This window comes from Streptomyces sp. NPDC051310, assembly GCF_044455245.1.
Taxonomy (GTDB): Bacteria; Actinomycetota; Actinomycetes; order Streptomycetales; family Streptomycetaceae; genus Streptomyces.
The window spans coordinates 100363-115455 of record NZ_JBITEO010000004.1 but is presented as its reverse complement, the minus strand read 5'-3'; the positions used below and the strand labels follow the sequence as shown (position 1 = coordinate 115455).

Annotated in this window: 13 protein-coding genes and 1 riboswitch; of the genes, 11 read left to right on the top strand and 2 right to left on the bottom strand. The window is 72.4% G+C overall.

Annotated features, from left to right (window positions below; translation table 11 throughout):
- The first annotated feature begins 31 nt into the window (after positions 1-31).
- Positions 32-592 carry a TetR/AcrR family transcriptional regulator gene (locus ACIA79_RS07550; protein WP_399427485.1) on the top strand — a complete coding sequence of 187 codons (561 nt, stop codon included), beginning with the start codon at positions 32-34 and terminating at the stop codon, positions 590-592.
- On the opposite strand, the gene ACIA79_RS07545 is transcribed toward ACIA79_RS07550, so the two are convergent.
- A complete protein-coding gene (locus ACIA79_RS07545) occupies positions 571-1299 on the bottom strand; it encodes a murein hydrolase activator EnvC family protein (RefSeq protein WP_399427224.1) in 729 nt (242 codons plus the stop codon). The two genes, ACIA79_RS07550 and ACIA79_RS07545, sit on opposite strands and share 22 nt — an antisense overlap.
- Before the next feature lie 243 nt (positions 1300-1542).
- Here ACIA79_RS07545 and rpsB point away from each other — a divergent pair, with 243 nt between their 5' ends.
- The 9 genes from rpsB to ACIA79_RS07500 all read left to right on the top strand — a co-directional run bounded on the left by rpsB (position 1543) and on the right by ACIA79_RS07500 (position 11454).
- Positions 1543-2430 (top strand): 30S ribosomal protein S2, encoded by an 888-nt coding sequence (gene rpsB, locus ACIA79_RS07540; RefSeq protein ID WP_031074709.1) that lies wholly within the window; start codon positions 1543-1545, stop codon positions 2428-2430.
- 102 nt (positions 2431-2532) lie between these two features.
- Complete coding sequence (tsf, locus tag ACIA79_RS07535) at positions 2533-3369, top strand: translation elongation factor Ts (RefSeq protein WP_399427223.1); 837 nt, start codon at positions 2533-2535, stop codon at positions 3367-3369.
- Positions 3370-3529: 160 nt separating this feature from the next.
- Positions 3530-4294: a UMP kinase gene (gene pyrH, locus ACIA79_RS07530; RefSeq protein WP_399427222.1), complete on the top strand. Its 765-nt coding sequence runs from the start codon at positions 3530-3532 to the stop codon at positions 4292-4294.
- Positions 4295-4429: 135 nt separating this feature from the next.
- A complete protein-coding gene (gene frr, locus ACIA79_RS07525; RefSeq protein WP_031074715.1) occupies positions 4430-4987 on the top strand; it encodes a ribosome recycling factor in 558 nt (185 codons plus the stop codon).
- Entirely contained in the window at positions 4987-6138 is a 1152-nt protein-coding gene (locus ACIA79_RS07520; RefSeq protein ID WP_399427221.1) for a phosphatidate cytidylyltransferase, read from the top strand. Before frr ends, ACIA79_RS07520 begins: the two co-directional genes overlap by 1 nt.
- Positions 6139-6327: 189 nt before the next feature.
- Positions 6328-7440 carry a 23S rRNA (adenine(2503)-C(2))-methyltransferase RlmN gene (rlmN, locus tag ACIA79_RS07515; protein WP_399427220.1) on the top strand — a complete coding sequence of 371 codons (1113 nt, stop codon included), beginning with the start codon at positions 6328-6330 and terminating at the stop codon, positions 7438-7440.
- Between the two features lie 29 nt (positions 7441-7469).
- A riboswitch (TPP riboswitch) is annotated at positions 7470-7596 on the top strand.
- Positions 7597-7673: 77 nt separating this feature from the next.
- Positions 7674-8768, top strand: coding sequence for a thiamine ABC transporter substrate binding subunit (locus ACIA79_RS07510; protein WP_399427219.1), 1095 nt, complete (start codon positions 7674-7676; stop codon positions 8766-8768).
- A 35-nt stretch (positions 8769-8803) separates the two neighbouring features.
- Entirely contained in the window at positions 8804-10420 is a 1617-nt protein-coding gene (locus tag ACIA79_RS07505) for an ABC transporter permease (RefSeq protein ID WP_399427484.1), read from the top strand.
- A 2-nt stretch (positions 10421-10422) separates the two neighbouring features.
- Positions 10423-11454: an ABC transporter ATP-binding protein gene (locus tag ACIA79_RS07500; RefSeq protein WP_399427218.1), complete on the top strand. Its 1032-nt coding sequence runs from the start codon at positions 10423-10425 to the stop codon at positions 11452-11454.
- 160 nt (positions 11455-11614) lie between these two features.
- On the opposite strand, the gene ACIA79_RS07495 is transcribed toward ACIA79_RS07500, so the two are convergent.
- Positions 11615-12982, bottom strand: a complete 1368-nt coding sequence (locus ACIA79_RS07495; RefSeq protein ID WP_399427217.1) for a sensor histidine kinase — start codon at positions 12980-12982, stop codon at positions 11615-11617.
- Positions 12983-13322: 340 nt separating this feature from the next.
- Between ACIA79_RS07495 and ACIA79_RS07490 the strand changes: the two genes are divergently transcribed.
- On the top strand, positions 13323-15077 hold the full coding sequence (locus ACIA79_RS07490; protein WP_399427216.1) for a lysyl oxidase family protein: 1755 nt from the start codon (positions 13323-13325) through the stop codon (positions 15075-15077).
- Positions 15078-15093 lie beyond the last annotated feature (16 nt).

Sequence of the window (15093 nt, the reverse complement as noted above, 5' to 3'; positions counted from 1 at the left end):
TGGAGCCGTGCCCAGGATTCGAGCGGCCTCCGTGGCCGAGCACCGGACCATGCAGCGCGGCGCCCTGCTGGACGCCGCGCGTTCCCTGCTGTCCGAGGGCGGGACGGAGGCGCTGACCTTCCCCGCACTCGCCGAGCGCACCGGCCTCGCCCGGTCGTCCGTGTACGAGTACTTCCGCTCCCGCGCCGCGGTGGTGGAGGAGCTGTGCGCGGTGGACTTCCCCGTGTGGGCGGCCGAGGTCGAGGCGGCGATGGAACGGGCGGACACGCCCGAGGGCAAGGTCGGGGCGTACGTCCGCAAGCAGCTGGAGCTGGTCGGGGACCGGCGCCACCGGGCGGTCGTCGCGATCTCGGCCGGCGAGCTGGACGACGGCGCCCGCGAGAAGATCCGCGCCGCCCACGGCGGGCTCATCGCCATGATCGTCGAGGCGCTCGCGGAGCTCGGCCAGAAGGAGCCGCGGCTGACGGCCATGCTGCTCCAGGGCGTGGTCGACGCGGCGGTCCGGCGCATCGAGCTCGGCGCCGCGGAGCACCCTGAGTCCATCGCGGACGCCGCGGTCGCGATGGCCCTTCACGGCGTCCACGGCACCTGACCTCCCCGCCGCCGGCTCCCCGCGGCTCGCGACCCCCGAGGCACACCCGCGCCCTCCGCGTGCTCCCCGTCGTCCGCGTCCTGCGCGCCGCCCACGGGCAGCAGCCGCGAGGGCCGGCGGCCCAGCAGGTGCGCCGGCAGCAGCGACAAGGGGTTCAGGTACACGGTGCCGCGGCGCAGGCTCCAGTGGAGGCACGTCGGGGCGCAGTGCGGTAGCTCGGCCGTCAGACGGCCCACCACCTGTCCTGCCGCCACCTCCGTCCCCACCGTGACCAGCGGCTGGAGCGGCTCGTACGAGGTGCGCAGCGCGGGCCCCGGACCCGGATGGGTGACCGTCACGACGCCACGCCCCGCCACCGGGCCGGCGAACGACACCCGTCCCGCGGCCGCTGCGCGCACCGGCGTACCGGCCGGGGCGGCGAGGTCCACCCCGCGGTGACCCGGCCCGTACGGCGACGCCGGCGGCTCCCAGCCCCGCACCACCGCCGGCCGCGGCGGCCCCAGCGGCCACGTACCGCTCCCGGCCCCGACGGCGCCCCCGACCCCGCCCTCCGCCGGGGTGCCGGGGCCGGCGCCGGGGTCCGCCGGCCGGGCGGAGGTCTTCCCGGCCGGGCCGGGACGCGGAGGGGCCGGAGGGTCCGGGGGATCCGCCGCCCGGAAGGCGGGGAGCGCGACGGCCAGGGCGAGCAGCAGGGTGATCAGGCGCATGGGCCGACTCTGGCGCAGGCGCCGGGCGGGCGCCGCGGGCTGTGGACCGGCGGTGGGTTGTGGACAGCGCCGTCACCCGCTGCTGCCGAGGTCCCGTACACTTCTTCTGGCGACCCGGGTCACCGGGTCGACTTCGCACGCCCCGCCACAGCCCTCACAAGCCGTGGTAGCGCTCTTCGGTCCTTCGTGGCAGCAGCGCGTCGGGGCGTCAGGACACAACCGAGATTCCAAGGAGATACGGCCATGGCCGTCGTCACGATGCGGGAGCTGCTGGAGAGCGGCGTCCACTTCGGTCACCAGACCCGTCGCTGGAACCCGAAGATGAAGCGCTTCATCTTCACCGAGCGCAACGGCATCTACATCATCGACCTGCTCCAGTCGCTGTCGTACATCGACCGCGCCTACGAGTTCGTCAAGGAGACCGTCGCGCACGGCGGCTCCATCATGTTCGTCGGCACCAAGAAGCAGGCGCAGGAGGCGATCGCCGAGCAGGCGACCCGCGTCGGCATGCCCTACGTCAACCAGCGCTGGCTGGGCGGCATGCTCACCAACTTCTCCACCGTCTACAAGCGCCTTCAGCGTCTGAAGGAGCTGGAGGCGATCGACTTCGAGGACGTCGCGGCCTCGGGTCTCACCAAGAAGGAGCTCCTGGTCCTCTCGCGCGAGAAGGCCAAGCTGGAGAAGACCCTCGGTGGTATCCGCGAGATGCAGAAGGTGCCCAGCGCCGTCTGGATCGTCGACACCAAGAAGGAGCACATCGCCGTCGGTGAGGCGCGCAAGCTCCACATCCCGGTCGTCGCGATCCTCGACACGAACTGCGACCCCGACGAGGTCGACTACAAGATCCCGGGCAACGACGACGCGATCCGCTCCGTCACCCTGCTCACCCGCGTGATCGCCGACGCCGTCGCCGAGGGCCTCATCGCCCGCTCCGGCGCCGCCACCGGCGACCAGAAGCCGGGCGACAAGGCCGCCGGTGAGCCGCTGGCCGAGTGGGAGCGCGACCTGCTCGAGGGCGAGAAGAAGGCGGAGTCCGACGAGGCCGCCGAGAAGCCGGCCGAGGCCGCTGCGGAGGCCCCGGCCGAGGCCCCGGCCGCCGAGGCTCCGGCCGCGGACGCCGAGCAGGCCTGACCCTTTCAGGTTCGGCAGGAGACGGCGGGGGCCCACGAAGCCCCCGCCGTTCACCCCTAGATCTTCGTAGATCTTCCAGACTTCGAGAGAGATTCACAGATCATGGCGAACTACACCGCCGCTGACGTCAAGAAGCTCCGCGAGCTCACCGGCGCCGGCATGATGGACTGCAAGAAGGCGCTGGACGAGTCCGACGGCAACGTCGACAAGGCCGTCGAGGCCCTGCGCATCAAGGGCCAGAAGGGCGTCGCCAAGCGCGAGGGCCGCTCCGCCGAGAACGGCGCCGTCGTCTCCCTCATCGCGGACGACAACACCTCCGGTGTCCTCGTCGAGCTGAAGTGCGAGACGGACTTCGTCGCCAAGGGTGAGAAGTTCCAGAGCGTCGCCACGGCCCTGGCCGAGCACGTCGCCAAGACCTCCCCGGCCGACCTCGAGGCGCTGCTCGCGTCCGAGATCGAGGCCGGCAAGACCGTCCAGGCGTACGTCGACGAGGCCAACGCCAACCTCGGCGAGAAGATCGTCCTGGACCGCTTCGCGCAGTTCTCCGGCGGCTACGTCACCGCTTACATGCACCGCACCATGCCCGACCTGCCCCCGCAGATCGGTGTTCTCGTCGAGCTCGACAAGGAGAACGCCGAGATCGCCAAGGGTGTCGCGCAGCACATCGCCGCCTTCGCGCCGAAGTACCTCTCCCGCGAGGACGTCCCGGCCGAGGTCGTCGAGGCCGAGCGCCGCGTCGCCGAGGAGACCACCCGCGCCGAGGGCAAGCCCGAGGCCGCGCTCCCGAAGATCGTCGAGGGTCGCCTCAACGGCTTCTTCAAGGACGCGACCCTGCTGGGCCAGCCGTACGCGCTGGACAACAAGAAGTCCGTCCAGCAGATCCTGGACGAGGCCGGTGTCACCCTGAAGCGCTTCAGCCGCATCAAGGTCGGCATCTGAGCCGGTACGCGATCGACCGGGCAGCCCGCTAGGGTTTCCCACGTGGACGTCGGCGCGTGAGCGGCCGGACGCCCGCAGATCTGACGAGGAGGCCATTGCCGTGAGGGATCACCAGTACCCCCGGCAGTGGCCTTCTTCGTATGTGCACGAGGAGATCCCCATGAATCAGGGCGCCGCACAGGGCGACGACAACCACGGCAAAAAGTCCGGCCGCTTCATGCTGAAGCTGTCCGGTGAGGCGTTCGCCGGCGGCGGCGGCCTCGGCGTCGACCCCGACGTCGTACACGCCATCGCACGCGAGATCGCCGCGGTCGTACGCGACGGCGCGGAGATCGCCGTCGTGATCGGCGGTGGCAACTTCTTCCGCGGCGCAGAGCTGCAGCAGCGCGGCATGGACCGGGCGCGCTCCGACTACATGGGCATGCTCGGCACCGTCATGAACTGCCTCGCCCTCCAGGACTTCCTGGAGAAGGAAGGCATCGACTCCCGGGTCCAGACCGCCATCACCATGGGCCAGGTCGCCGAGCCCTACATCCCGCTGCGCGCCGTGCGCCACCTGGAGAAGGGCCGCGTCGTCATCTTCGGCGCCGGTATGGGCATGCCCTACTTCTCCACCGACACCACCGCAGCCCAGCGCGCCCTGGAGATCGACGCCGAGGCGCTCCTCATGGGCAAGAACGGCGTGGACGGCGTCTACGACTCCGACCCGAAGGTCAACCCGGACGCGGTGAAGTTCGACGCGCTGGAGTACGGCGAGGTGCTCGGCCGGGACCTCAAGGTCGCCGACGCCACCGCGATCACTCTCTGCCGCGACAACAACCTGCCGATCCTCGTCTTCGAACTGCTCGCGGCGGGCAATATCGCCCGCGCGGTGAAGGGTGAGAAGATCGGGACGCTCGTGAGCGACCAGGGCACCAGGAACTGACGGGCCCTACCGGGTCCGTTCCGGACCGACCCGTCCCGCCCCGATGCCCTGATCCGGGGATGGACAAAGCCCTGCCGGTCGGACACCGTGCAGGAGCGTAAAGACGCGCCTACTCAAGACACGCAGGAGCAAGTGGTGATCGAAGAGACCCTCCTCGAGGCCGAGGAGAAGATGGAGAAGGCCGTCGTGGTCGCCAAGGAGGACTTCGCCGCGATCCGCACCGGCCGTGCGCACCCGGCGATGTTCAACAAGATCGTCGCCGACTACTACGGCGCCCTGACGCCGATCAACCAGCTGGCGTCGTTCTCCGTGCCGGAGCCGCGCATGGCCGTGGTGACCCCGTTCGACAAGAGCGCGCTGCGCAACATCGAGCAGGCCATCCGCGACTCGGACCTCGGCGTCAACCCGAGCAACGACGGCAACATCATCCGTGTGGTGTTCCCCGAGCTCACCGAGGAGCGCCGCCGCGACTACATCAAGGTGGCCAAGGGCAAGGCCGAGGACGCCAAGATCTCGATCCGCTCCGTCCGCCGCAAGGCCAAGGAGACCATCGACAAGTTCGTCAAGGACGGCGAGGTCGGCGAGGACGAGGGCCGCCGCGCCGAGAAGGAGCTCGACGACACCACCGCGAAGTACGTCGCGCAGGTGGACGAGCTGCTCAAGCACAAGGAAGCCGAGCTGCTCGAGGTCTGATGAACGACTCTTCCTGGGGGGCCCCGCCGCATGGCGGCTACTGGGGTCCGCCCGACCAGGGGCTCGCCGCGGGCCACGCCCCGGCAGCCCCGGCGGGTCCCGCATACGATGGGCAGGACGCGCAGCAGACGCGGCCCATGCCCCTCGTACCCGCCGACGTTCCCCCCTCGGGGTACGGACGCGGAGACCAGGACGACACCCGTGACCGGGGGACCGCTCGGCCGAGCGGTCCCCTGTTCCGTGACGAGATGCCGCAGGAGCCCATGACCCCGCCGTCGGGAGCGCCGCAGCCCCCGGGACAGCCGGAGCAGCCGGGTCCGCCCCAGAACCAGAAGAAGCGGGCCGGCCGGGACCTGCGGGCCGCGATAGGGGTCGGGGTCGCCCTCGGCACGGTGATCATCGCCTCGCTCTTCGTCGTCAAGGCCGTCTTCGTCGGCGTCATCGCGGTCGCCGTCGTGGTCGGGCTGTGGGAGCTGACCTCGCGCCTCCAGGAGCGCAAGGCCATCAAGGCCCCGCTCGTGCCGCTGGCGGTCGGCGGCGTGGCGATGGTCGTGGCCGGTTACGTACGCGGAACCGAGGGCGCCTGGGTGGCGATGGCGCTCACCGCGCTCGCGGTCCTCGTGTGGCGGATGACCGAACCGCCCGAGGGCTACCTCAAGGACGTCACGGCCGGCCTGTTCGCCGCCTTCTACGTGCCGTTCCTCGCGACGTTCGTGGCGCTCATGCTCACCGCGGACGACGGCCCCCTGCGGGTGTTCACCTTCCTGCTGCTGACCGTGGTCAGCGACACCGGCGCGTACGCGGTCGGCTGGCGCTTCGGCACCCACAAGCTCGCGCCGCGCATCAGCCCCGGCAAGACCCGCGAGGGGCTCGCCGGAGCGGTGGCGTTCGCGATGGCGGCGGGCGCGCTGTGCATGGAGTTCGCCATCGACGGCGGCACCTGGTGGCAGGGCCTGCTGCTGGGCCTCGCGGTCGCGGTGAGCGCCACGCTCGGCGACCTGGGCGAGTCGATGATCAAGCGGGACCTGGGCATCAAGGACATGGGCACCCTGCTCCCCGGGCACGGCGGCATCATGGACCGCCTGGACTCGCTGCTGCCGACCGCGCCGGTGGTGTGGCTGCTGCTGGTGCTGTTCGTCGGGGCGGGCTGACCGACCCGGGCGCCGGCCGCCCGGGGCCGGTGCGCCGCCGGGAACAGGCCGCAGCGCCATCCGGTTACCCTGGAAGGGCCCGTCGCGTCGAGGCGGCGGGCCCTTTCGGCCCCGCGCACCGCGGGGATCATCCGGTGAGGTCACCCGGCTCACGTACCGCGGCCTCGTCTTACTGAGGAGTACCAGGTCATGGCACCCCCCGCCCCGGGAGAACTCACCTTCGTCGCGCCCCGCGGGGCGAAGAAGCCGCCGCGGCACCTCGCCGACCTCTCGCCCGCCGAGCGCAAGGAAGCCGTCGCCGCGATCGGCGAGAAGCCGTTCCGCGCCAAGCAGCTCTCCCAGCACTACTTCGCGCGGTACGCGCACGACCCGGCCGCGTGGACGGACATCCCCGCCGCGTCCCGGGAGAAGCTCGCCGCGGAGCTGCTGCCGGACCTGATGTCCGTCGTCCGGCACATCTCGTGCGACGACGACACCACCCGCAAGACCCTGTGGCGGCTCCACGACGGCACGCTCGTCGAGTCGGTCCTCATGCGCTACCCCGACCGCGTGACCATGTGCATCTCGTCGCAGGCGGGCTGCGGCATGAACTGCCCGTTCTGCGCCACCGGCCAGGCCGGCCTCGACCGCAACCTGTCGACGGCCGAGATCGTGCACCAGATCGTCGACGGCATGCGCGCCCTGCGTGACGGCGAGGTCCCCGGGGGCCCGGCCCGCCTGTCCAACATCGTCTTCATGGGCATGGGCGAGCCGCTCGCCAACTACAACCGGGTCGTCGGCGCCATCCGCCGCCTCACCGACCCCGAGCCCGACGGCCTCGGCCTGTCGCAGCGCGGCATCACCGTCTCCACCGTGGGCCTGGTCCCCGCCATGCTGCGGTTCGCCGACGAGGGCTTCAAGTGCCGCCTCGCCGTCTCGCTGCACGCCCCCGACGACGAGCTGCGCGACACCCTCGTCCCCGTCAACACGCGCTGGAAGGTCCGGGAGGTGCTGGACGCCGCCTGGGAGTACGCCGAGAAGTCCGGCCGCCGCGTCTCCATCGAGTACGCGCTCATCCGCGACATCAACGACCAGGCCTGGCGCGGCGACCTGCTGGGCCGGCTGCTCAAGGGCAAGCGGGTCCACGTCAACCTGATCCCGCTCAACCCGACCCCCGGGTCGAAGTGGACCGCCTCCCGCCCCGAGGACGAGAAGGCGTTCGTCGAGGCGATCGCCGCCCACGGCGTCCCCGTCACCGTGCGGGACACCCGAGGCCAGGAGATCGACGGTGCCTGTGGACAGCTCGCGGCGGCGGAACGCTGACCTTGTAGTCTGGCCTCGAACACATCTGCATATTCCGACAGGGGAGCGCCACAGCGCTGAGAGTGCGGCACACGCCGGCGACGCAAGCACGGCGGCTGCAGACCCTCTGAACCTCGCCCAGGTCATTCTGGGTAGGAAGTTCGGTCGTTACTCGAGCTGTTGCGCCCTGCCCACCGGACGGACCCGGTGGGCAGGGCCGCGTCTCTTCCTGGTCACACCCAGGAGGAATCTCAGTGAGCACCACCACCAGGATCGCGGCCGGCGTCCTCGCCGCCGCGATCGGCGTCACGACGCTCACCGCCTGCGGCGGTGACGCCGGCGAGAAGTCCGAGGGCGGCGGTACGGCGTCCAAGACCGTGACCCTCGTCAGCCACGACTCCTTCAACGCCTCCCCGGCCGTCCTGAAGGAGTTCACCCGGCAGACCGGCTACACGGTCAAGGTCCTCAAGAGCGGGGACGCCGGCGAGGCCGTCAACAAGGCGATCCTCACCAAGGGCGCCCCCCAGGGCGACGTCTTCTTCGGCGTCGACAACACCCTGCTCTCCCGCGCCCTCGACAACGGGCTCTTCGAGCCGTACGAGGCCAAGGGCCTGGACCGGGTTCCGGACGCTCTCCGGCTCGACGGGGACAAGCACCGGGTCACGCCGGTCGACAGCGGGGACGTCTGCGTCAACTACGACAAGAAGTACTTCGCCGACAAGAAGCTCGCGCCGCCGCAGACCTTCGACGACCTCGCCGCGCCGCGGTACAAGGACCTCCTCGTCGTCGAGAACCCCGAGCGGTCGTCCCCGGGCCTCGGCTTCCTGCTGGGCACGGCCGCCCGGTACGGCGACGACGGCTGGCAGGACTACTGGAAGAAGCTCAAGGCCAACGGCGTCAAGGTGGTCGACAGCTGGGAACTGGCCTACAACCAGGAGTTCTCCGGCTCCGCCGGCGGCAAGGAGGCCAAGGCGGACCGGCCGCTCGTCGTCTCCTACGCCTCCAGCCCGCCCGTCGAGGTCCTCTACGCCGAGCCGAAGCCGGCCGAGGCGCCCACCGGGGTCTCCACCGGCACCTGCTTCCGCCAGATCGAGTTCGCCGGCCTGCTGACCGGTGCGGAGAACCCCGACGGCGGCAAGGCCCTCATCGACTTCCTGATCGGCAAGAAGTTCCAGGAGGACATGCCGCTCCAGATGTTCGTGAACCCGGTGATCAAGGATGCCCAGCTGCCGGAGCTGTTCACCCGGCACGGCGTGACCGTCGACAAGCCGCACACCGTGGCACCCGCGAAGATCGCCGAGAAGCGCGACCAGTGGATCCGGTCGTGGGCCTCGCTCGTCCTGAAGTGACCCCGCTCCGGCGCGGCGCGCTGCGGGCGGGACTCATGGTCCTGCCCGTGGCGTTCTTCGCCGTCTTCTTCGCCTACCCCGTGGCCGCGATCGTCGGCCGCGGGCTGAGGACCCAGGACGGCGGCTGGCAGTTCGGGCGGCTCGGCGAGGTGCTCGGCCGGCCGGACATCCTGGACGTGCTGTGGTTCACCACCTGGCAGGCGCTCGCCTCCACCGCGCTCACCCTGCTGATCGGGCTGCCCGCGGCGTACGTCTTCGCCCGGCTGGAGTTCCCCGGCAAGCAGGTCCTGCGGGCCGTGGTGACCGTGCCGTTCGTGCTGCCGACCGTCGTCGTCGGGACCGCCTTCCTCGCGCTCGTCGGGCGGGGCGGCCTCCTCGACGAGCTGTGGGGCGTGCGGCTGGACACCACCGTGTGGGCGATCCTCCTCGCCCACGTCTTCTTCAACTACGCGGTCGTCGTCCGCACGGTCGGCGGCCTGTGGGCGCAGCTCGACCCGCGCCAGGAGGAGGCCGCGCGGGTCCTCGGCGCCTCCCGGTTCGGTGCCTGGCGGCGCGTGACGCTGCCGGCGCTCGCGCCCGCGGTGGCCGCCGCCGCGCTGATGGTCTTCCTCTTCACCTATACCTCCTTCGGCATCGTCCAGATCCTCGGCGGGCCCGCGTACCGGACGCTGGAGGCGGAGATCTACCGGCAGACCGCGCAGCTGCTCGACCTGCCGACGGCGGCCGTGCTCACGCTGCTGCAGTTCGCGGCCGTGGGGGCGATCCTCGCCGTGCACGCCTGGACGGTCCGCCGGCGGGAGACGGCGCTGCACCTGGTCGACGCGGCGCAGACCGCGCGGCGGCCGCGCGGGGCCGGGCAGTGGGCGCTGCTCGGCGGTGTGCTCCTCACCGTGGTGCTGCTGCTCCTGCTGCCGCTCGGCGTCCTCGTCCTGCGCTCGTTCGGCGGCGGGTCCGGCGGCCTCGGCTTCTACCGGGCCCTCCAGGACGCCGGCGCGGGCGGCGGGACCTTCCTCGTGCCGCCCGTCGAGGCGATCGGCAACTCGCTGCAGTACGCGCTCGTTGCCACCGCCCTCGCGCTGGTGGTCGGCGGGCTCGCCGCCGCGGCGCTCACCCGGCGGGCCGGACGGCTCGTCCGCGGCTTCGACGCGCTGCTGATGCTGCCGCTCGGTGTGTCCGCCGTCACCGTCGGCTTCGGCTTCCTGATCACTCTCGACGAGCCGCCGCTCGACCTGCGTTCGTCGTGGATCCTGGTGCCGCTCGCCCAGGCCCTGGTCGGCGTGCCCTTCGTCGTACGGACCATGCTGCCGGTGCTGCGGGCGGTGGACGACCGGCTGCGGGAGGCCGCGGCCGTGCTCGGGGCGTCGCCGCTGCGGGCGTGGCGGGAGGTCGACCTGCCGCTGGTTCGGCGCGCGCTGCTGGTGGCGGCGGGGTTCGCGTTCGCCGTGTCGCTGGGCGAGTTCGGCGCGACCGTGTTCATCGCCCGGCCCGACAACCCGACGCTGCCGGTCGCCGTGGCGCGGCTCCTCGGACGGCCCGGGGAGCTCAACTACGGCCAGGCCATGGCCCTGTCCACCATCCTGATGGCGGTGTGCGCGGTGGCGCTGCTGCTGCTCGAACGGATCCGCACCACCGATCGCTCCGGAGAGTTCTGACCATGCTGCGACTTGACGGCGTGACCGTACGCTTCGGGCCCCGCGCCGCCCTCGACGCGGTGGACCTCCAGGTCGCCGACCACGAGATCGTCTGCGTGCTCGGCCCCAGCGGCAGCGGCAAGTCGACCCTGCTGCGGGTCGTCGCCGGCCTCCTGGCCCCGGACGAGGGCCGCGTCCTGCTGGGCGGCGCCGACCAGAGCGGGGTGCCCGTGCACCGGCGCGGCGTGGGTCTGATGTTCCAGGACCACCAGTTGTTCCCGCAGCGGGACGTCGCCGGGAACGTCGCCTTCGGTCTGCGGATGCGCGGCGCCTCGAAGCACGAACAGGCCGAGAGGGTACGGGAGTTGCTGGAGCTCGTCGGGCTGCCCGGCGCCGGCCGCCGGGCGGTCGCCGCACTGTCGGGCGGTGAGCAGCAGCGCGTCGCGCTGGCCAGGGCGCTGGCCCCGAGCCCCCGGCTGCTGATGCTGGACGAGCCGCTCGGCCAGCTCGACCGGGGGCTGCGCGAGCGGCTCGTGGTGGAGCTGCGGCACCTGTTCGGGCGGCTCGGGACGACGGTGCTCGCCGTCACCCACGACCAGGGCGAGGCGTTCGCGCTGGCCGACCGGGTCGTCGTCATGCGGGACGGACGCATCGAGCAGAGCGGTACGCCGCTGGAGGTCTGGCAGCGCCCGGCCTCGGCGTTCGTCGCGCGCTTCCTGGGTTTCGACAACGTGGTCGCCGCCACGGTCGGCGGCGGGACCGCCGAGACCCCCTGGGGCCGGATCCCGGTGCCCGCCGGCACCCCCCGGGGGCCCGCGCAGCTGCTGGTGCGGCCGGCCGGCGTCCGCCTCGGCGACCCGGCCGAGGGGCTGCGCTGCACCGTCGACGCCCGCACCTTCCGCGGCCACCACGTCGCGCTCCGGCTCGCTCCCACGGCGCCCGCGGGCGGCGCGGTACCGCCGCTGGAGGCCGAGTGCCCCCTGCGGGACGCACCCGCGGAGGGGGCGGTGGTCGGAGTGACCTTCGCCGCCGACGAGGTCGTCGTCCTCGACTGAGGCCGGCTCGGCACCTGCCGTGCGGCCCGTACTCGTGTACGGCATCGCCCTGCTCGCGGCGGGCGTGCCCGGCGCCGAGGGCGGCCGTACGCGCGTCGCCGCGCAGAGCTTCGGCGCGTTCCCGGGGCGCCCCGGGGCGGCGCATGCGGGGAACCGGCCGTCAGCCGCCGGCCGGCCCGCCCTGCGCCCCGTCGCCGGGCATGCCGCCGTCATGCCCCTCCGCCTGCCGGCCCGCCGCACGCCGGGCGTCTGCCGGTACGCCGTCGTCCTGCCGGCCCGCCGCACGCCCGTCCACGCCCCGCGTCTCCCGGTCGGGCCCGACGTCGTCTGCCTCGCCGCGTACGTCGTCGTGTACGGCGGCCGTCAGGTCCAGTACGGCGCAGGCGCCGCCCCCGTCCGGGTTGGTGAAGGCCAGCCCCGCGCCGAGCACCCGTGCCTGGCCGGCGGCGATCGTCAGGCCGAGGCCCAGGCCCGTGCCCACCGCGCCGGTGTGGAAGCGCTGCGGCCCGTGCGCCAGGAGGTGCGGGGGAAAACCGTCGCCCCGGTCCCGCACGCGCACCACTCCGCGGTCGACCTCGACCACCACCGGCGGCCTGCCGTGCCGCAGGGCGTTGCTGACCAGGTTCGTCAGGACGCGTTCCACACGCCGCGCGTCGGTCTCCACCCACGCGTCGGCAACGATGTCGAGGCGTACCCCGGCCGACGGCTCCACGGCCCGCACCGCCCGGCGGGCCAGCGTGCCGAGCTCGACCGGCCGCAGGTCGGCCTCCTCGCCGCCGTTGTCCAGCCGGGCGACCTCCAGCACGTCCTCCATCAGGTCCCGCATCCGCGCGACCCGCTCCTTGACCATCGATTCGGCCCGGCCGTCCGGCAGCAGCCCGGCGGCGGCGACCAGCCCGGCGACCGGGGTGCGCAGCTCGTGCGCGATGTTCGCCGTCACCTCGCGCTCCGCACGCAGCCGGTCGCCCAGCGCCTGCGCCATGGTGTTCACCGCCCGCGTGAGGGTGGCGATCTCGTCCCGGCCCGCGTCCGGGAGCCGGGCGTCGAGGTCGCCGCCCGTGATCTGCGCGGCGCGCCGCGCGGAGAGCCGCAGCCGCCGGCCCAGCCGGGTCGCCAGCAGCAGCCCGATGAGCGTGGCCACCGCCGTACCGATGACGCCGGCCATGAACATGTCCGTCTGGAGCTCCCCGGACAGCGGGTCCTCGTGCTGCTTGAGCGCCAGGACGTGGCCGTCCAGCGACGTGGCGGCCCAGATCTGCCGGCTGTCCCCGTCGACCTGCACATAGGTGGCGCGGCGCCCGGCGAGGGCCTGGCGGCGCAGCTCCTCGGGGATGTTCGGCGGGTCGATCCTGAGCCCGAAGCGGGGCCGGCCGAGCTGCTCGTACATGCGCTCGGCGACCAGGAGCCGTTCCATGGCCTGGTCCCGGCCCCGGTCCTCCATCAGCCGCGGCACCTGCACACCCGTCACGAGGGCGGCCAGCGCGGCGGTGGCGGTGATCGTGGCACCTATCTTGAGCCGTAGCCCCATGTCTCATCTCCCTGCCGGGAGTGTACGAGGCGGATACGGGGCGGCTTCCAGGTGCCCTTCGGCCGGTGCGGGGCCGGTGCGCGGACGGCGGGCGCTACCACAACCAAGGCCGCGGAGAAGGCGGAACGCCCGTACAACGTCCTGATCCCTGCTCAACGGCGTGGTTTCGGCCAAACATCCACGGCCCGGCACGGTGCGGACAACCCGCGCTCCCGCCGGTCGCTCTCCACGGACAGGGAAGCACTCCGGTGCCCGTGAGCCCGTCGCGCCTCAGCCGCCGACCGGATTCCCCCGCGCCGGCCGTGCGTTCCCGGCCCAGCAGGATCGTGGAAGACGAGGAATGATGACCAGACTTCACCGGGGTACCCTCTGGCGCTCGGGGATCGCCGTCGCCGCGGCGACCGCCGTGATCGCCGGAGTGGTGGCCGCCGCGCCCGAAGCACCGAAGGCACCACTCTCTCCCAAGCTCAGCCTGATCGCCGCCTCCGCGTCGGTGACCCTCTACTCCTCGAAGGAGGAGCCCGGCGTCTACCTGGACCTGGGTACGTACCTGACGGCCGAGAAGGCCGCCTTCGAGCTCCAGGTGAAGCGGGCCTCCTACAAGGAGCAGGTCGTCGCCCGGCAGATCGTCCGCGACGGGAAGACGACCCGGACCACGACCCTGCCCAAGGGCCTGGTGAAGGACTTCAAGGGCCTGCCGGGCTTCACCCGGATCACCGTCACCGACGCGACCGGCAAGACCGTGCTGACCAGGAACGAGAGTTTCTGCCCCAACAACGCCTCGGGCCGGGTCCGCCCCGACGCGCCCGCCACCTCGAAGTATCCCGAGAGCTGCCCCGGCAACCCGTTCACGCTCGGCTCCGTGTGGGGGGTCGAGAAGGGCTGGGCGTCCAACACCTTCTCCGGTTACGACTCAGAGCCGGTGGTGCTGAAGCCCGGCACCTACACCGCCAAGGTGTCCGTCGACAAGCGCTACCGCGACGTGTTCGGCATCGAGGACAAGCCCCGGGCGGTCAAGGTGACCGTCAAGGAGGTCAGCAACGAGGGGGGCCGGGGCGTCGCCGCCGCCAAGCAGGCTCCCGCGGCGGGCGCCCACGCCGGGCACGCCGCACCGGGTGCGCACGCCGGGCAGGCCGCGCCGTCGGGTCACGCGGGCCACGCCGCCAAGCGTGCCCCCGCGGCCGACCTGGCCGCCCCGACGAGCGGCGCGGGCCCCTCGTACAACGTGGGCCACGGCCCCTACCCGCCCGCGCCGCCCGCGCTGCCCTGGGCGCTGAAGAGGGCGCAGCTGAAGGCCGCGCAGGCCGCCGGTGACGGCACCGGCCGGACCGACGGCTCCCGCAAGGCGCCCGCCCTCAAGGCCGCCCCGAAGCGCCCGACGGGCAAGCCGGCCGTGCCGGACGTGCCCAAGCCCGACCTGCGGTCCCTGCCCGCCTACGGCATCACCATCAGCGACGGACCCGACGAGGTCGCGGGCAAGGACTACCTGGCCTTCAGCGCCAACGTGTGGAACGCCGGGCCCGCCCAGCTCGTGGTCGACGGCTTCCGCTCGCCCGGCAAGGAGCTGATGGACGCCTACCAGTACTTCTACGACGCCAAGGGCAAGCAGGTCGGCTACACGCCGACCGGCACCATGGAGTGGGACCCGCGGCCGGGCCACGAGCACTGGCACTTCACTGACTTCGCCAGCTACCGGCTGCTGAAGGCCGACAAGAAGGAGGCCGTGCGCAGCGGCAAGGAAGCCTTCTGCCTGGCCAACACCGACGCCGTCGACTACACGGTGAAGAACGCCAACTGGCACCCGTACAACACCGACCTGTCGACCGCGTGCGGTGTGGAGAACTCCATCTCCGTCCGCGAGGTGCTCGACGTCGGCTCCGGTGACACGTACACCCAGGACCTGCCCGGCCAGTCCTTCGACATCACCGGCGTGCCGAACGGCACCTACTACATCCAGGTGCTGGCGAACCCGGAGAAGCGCCTGAAGGAGACCAACCTGAACAACAACAGCGCGCTCCGCAAGATCGTGCTGGGCGGCAAGCCCGGCGCCCGGACCGTGACCGTGCCCGCGCACGACCTGGTCGACGCCAACTGACACGCCCCGTCGGGCG

Coding starts and splice junctions, on each gene's coding strand:
- ACIA79_RS07545 (WP_399427224.1), bottom strand. CDS start 1,299: ATGCGCCTGATCACCCTGCTGCTCGCCCTGGCCGTCGCGCTCCCCGCC.
- rpsB (WP_031074709.1), top strand. CDS start 1,543: ATGGCCGTCGTCACGATGCGGGAGCTGCTGGAGAGCGGCGTCCACTTC.
- tsf (WP_399427223.1), top strand. CDS start 2,533: ATGGCGAACTACACCGCCGCTGACGTCAAGAAGCTCCGCGAGCTCACC.
- pyrH (WP_399427222.1), top strand. CDS start 3,530: ATGAATCAGGGCGCCGCACAGGGCGACGACAACCACGGCAAAAAGTCC.
- ACIA79_RS07520 (WP_399427221.1), top strand. CDS start 4,987: ATGAACGACTCTTCCTGGGGGGCCCCGCCGCATGGCGGCTACTGGGGT.
- rlmN (WP_399427220.1), top strand. CDS start 6,328: ATGGCACCCCCCGCCCCGGGAGAACTCACCTTCGTCGCGCCCCGCGGG.
- ACIA79_RS07505 (WP_399427484.1), top strand. CDS start 8,804: ATGGTCCTGCCCGTGGCGTTCTTCGCCGTCTTCTTCGCCTACCCCGTG.
- ACIA79_RS07500 (WP_399427218.1), top strand. CDS start 10,423: ATGCTGCGACTTGACGGCGTGACCGTACGCTTCGGGCCCCGCGCCGCC.
- ACIA79_RS07495 (WP_399427217.1), bottom strand. CDS start 12,982: ATGGGGCTACGGCTCAAGATAGGTGCCACGATCACCGCCACCGCCGCG.
- ACIA79_RS07490 (WP_399427216.1), top strand. CDS start 13,323: ATGATGACCAGACTTCACCGGGGTACCCTCTGGCGCTCGGGGATCGCC.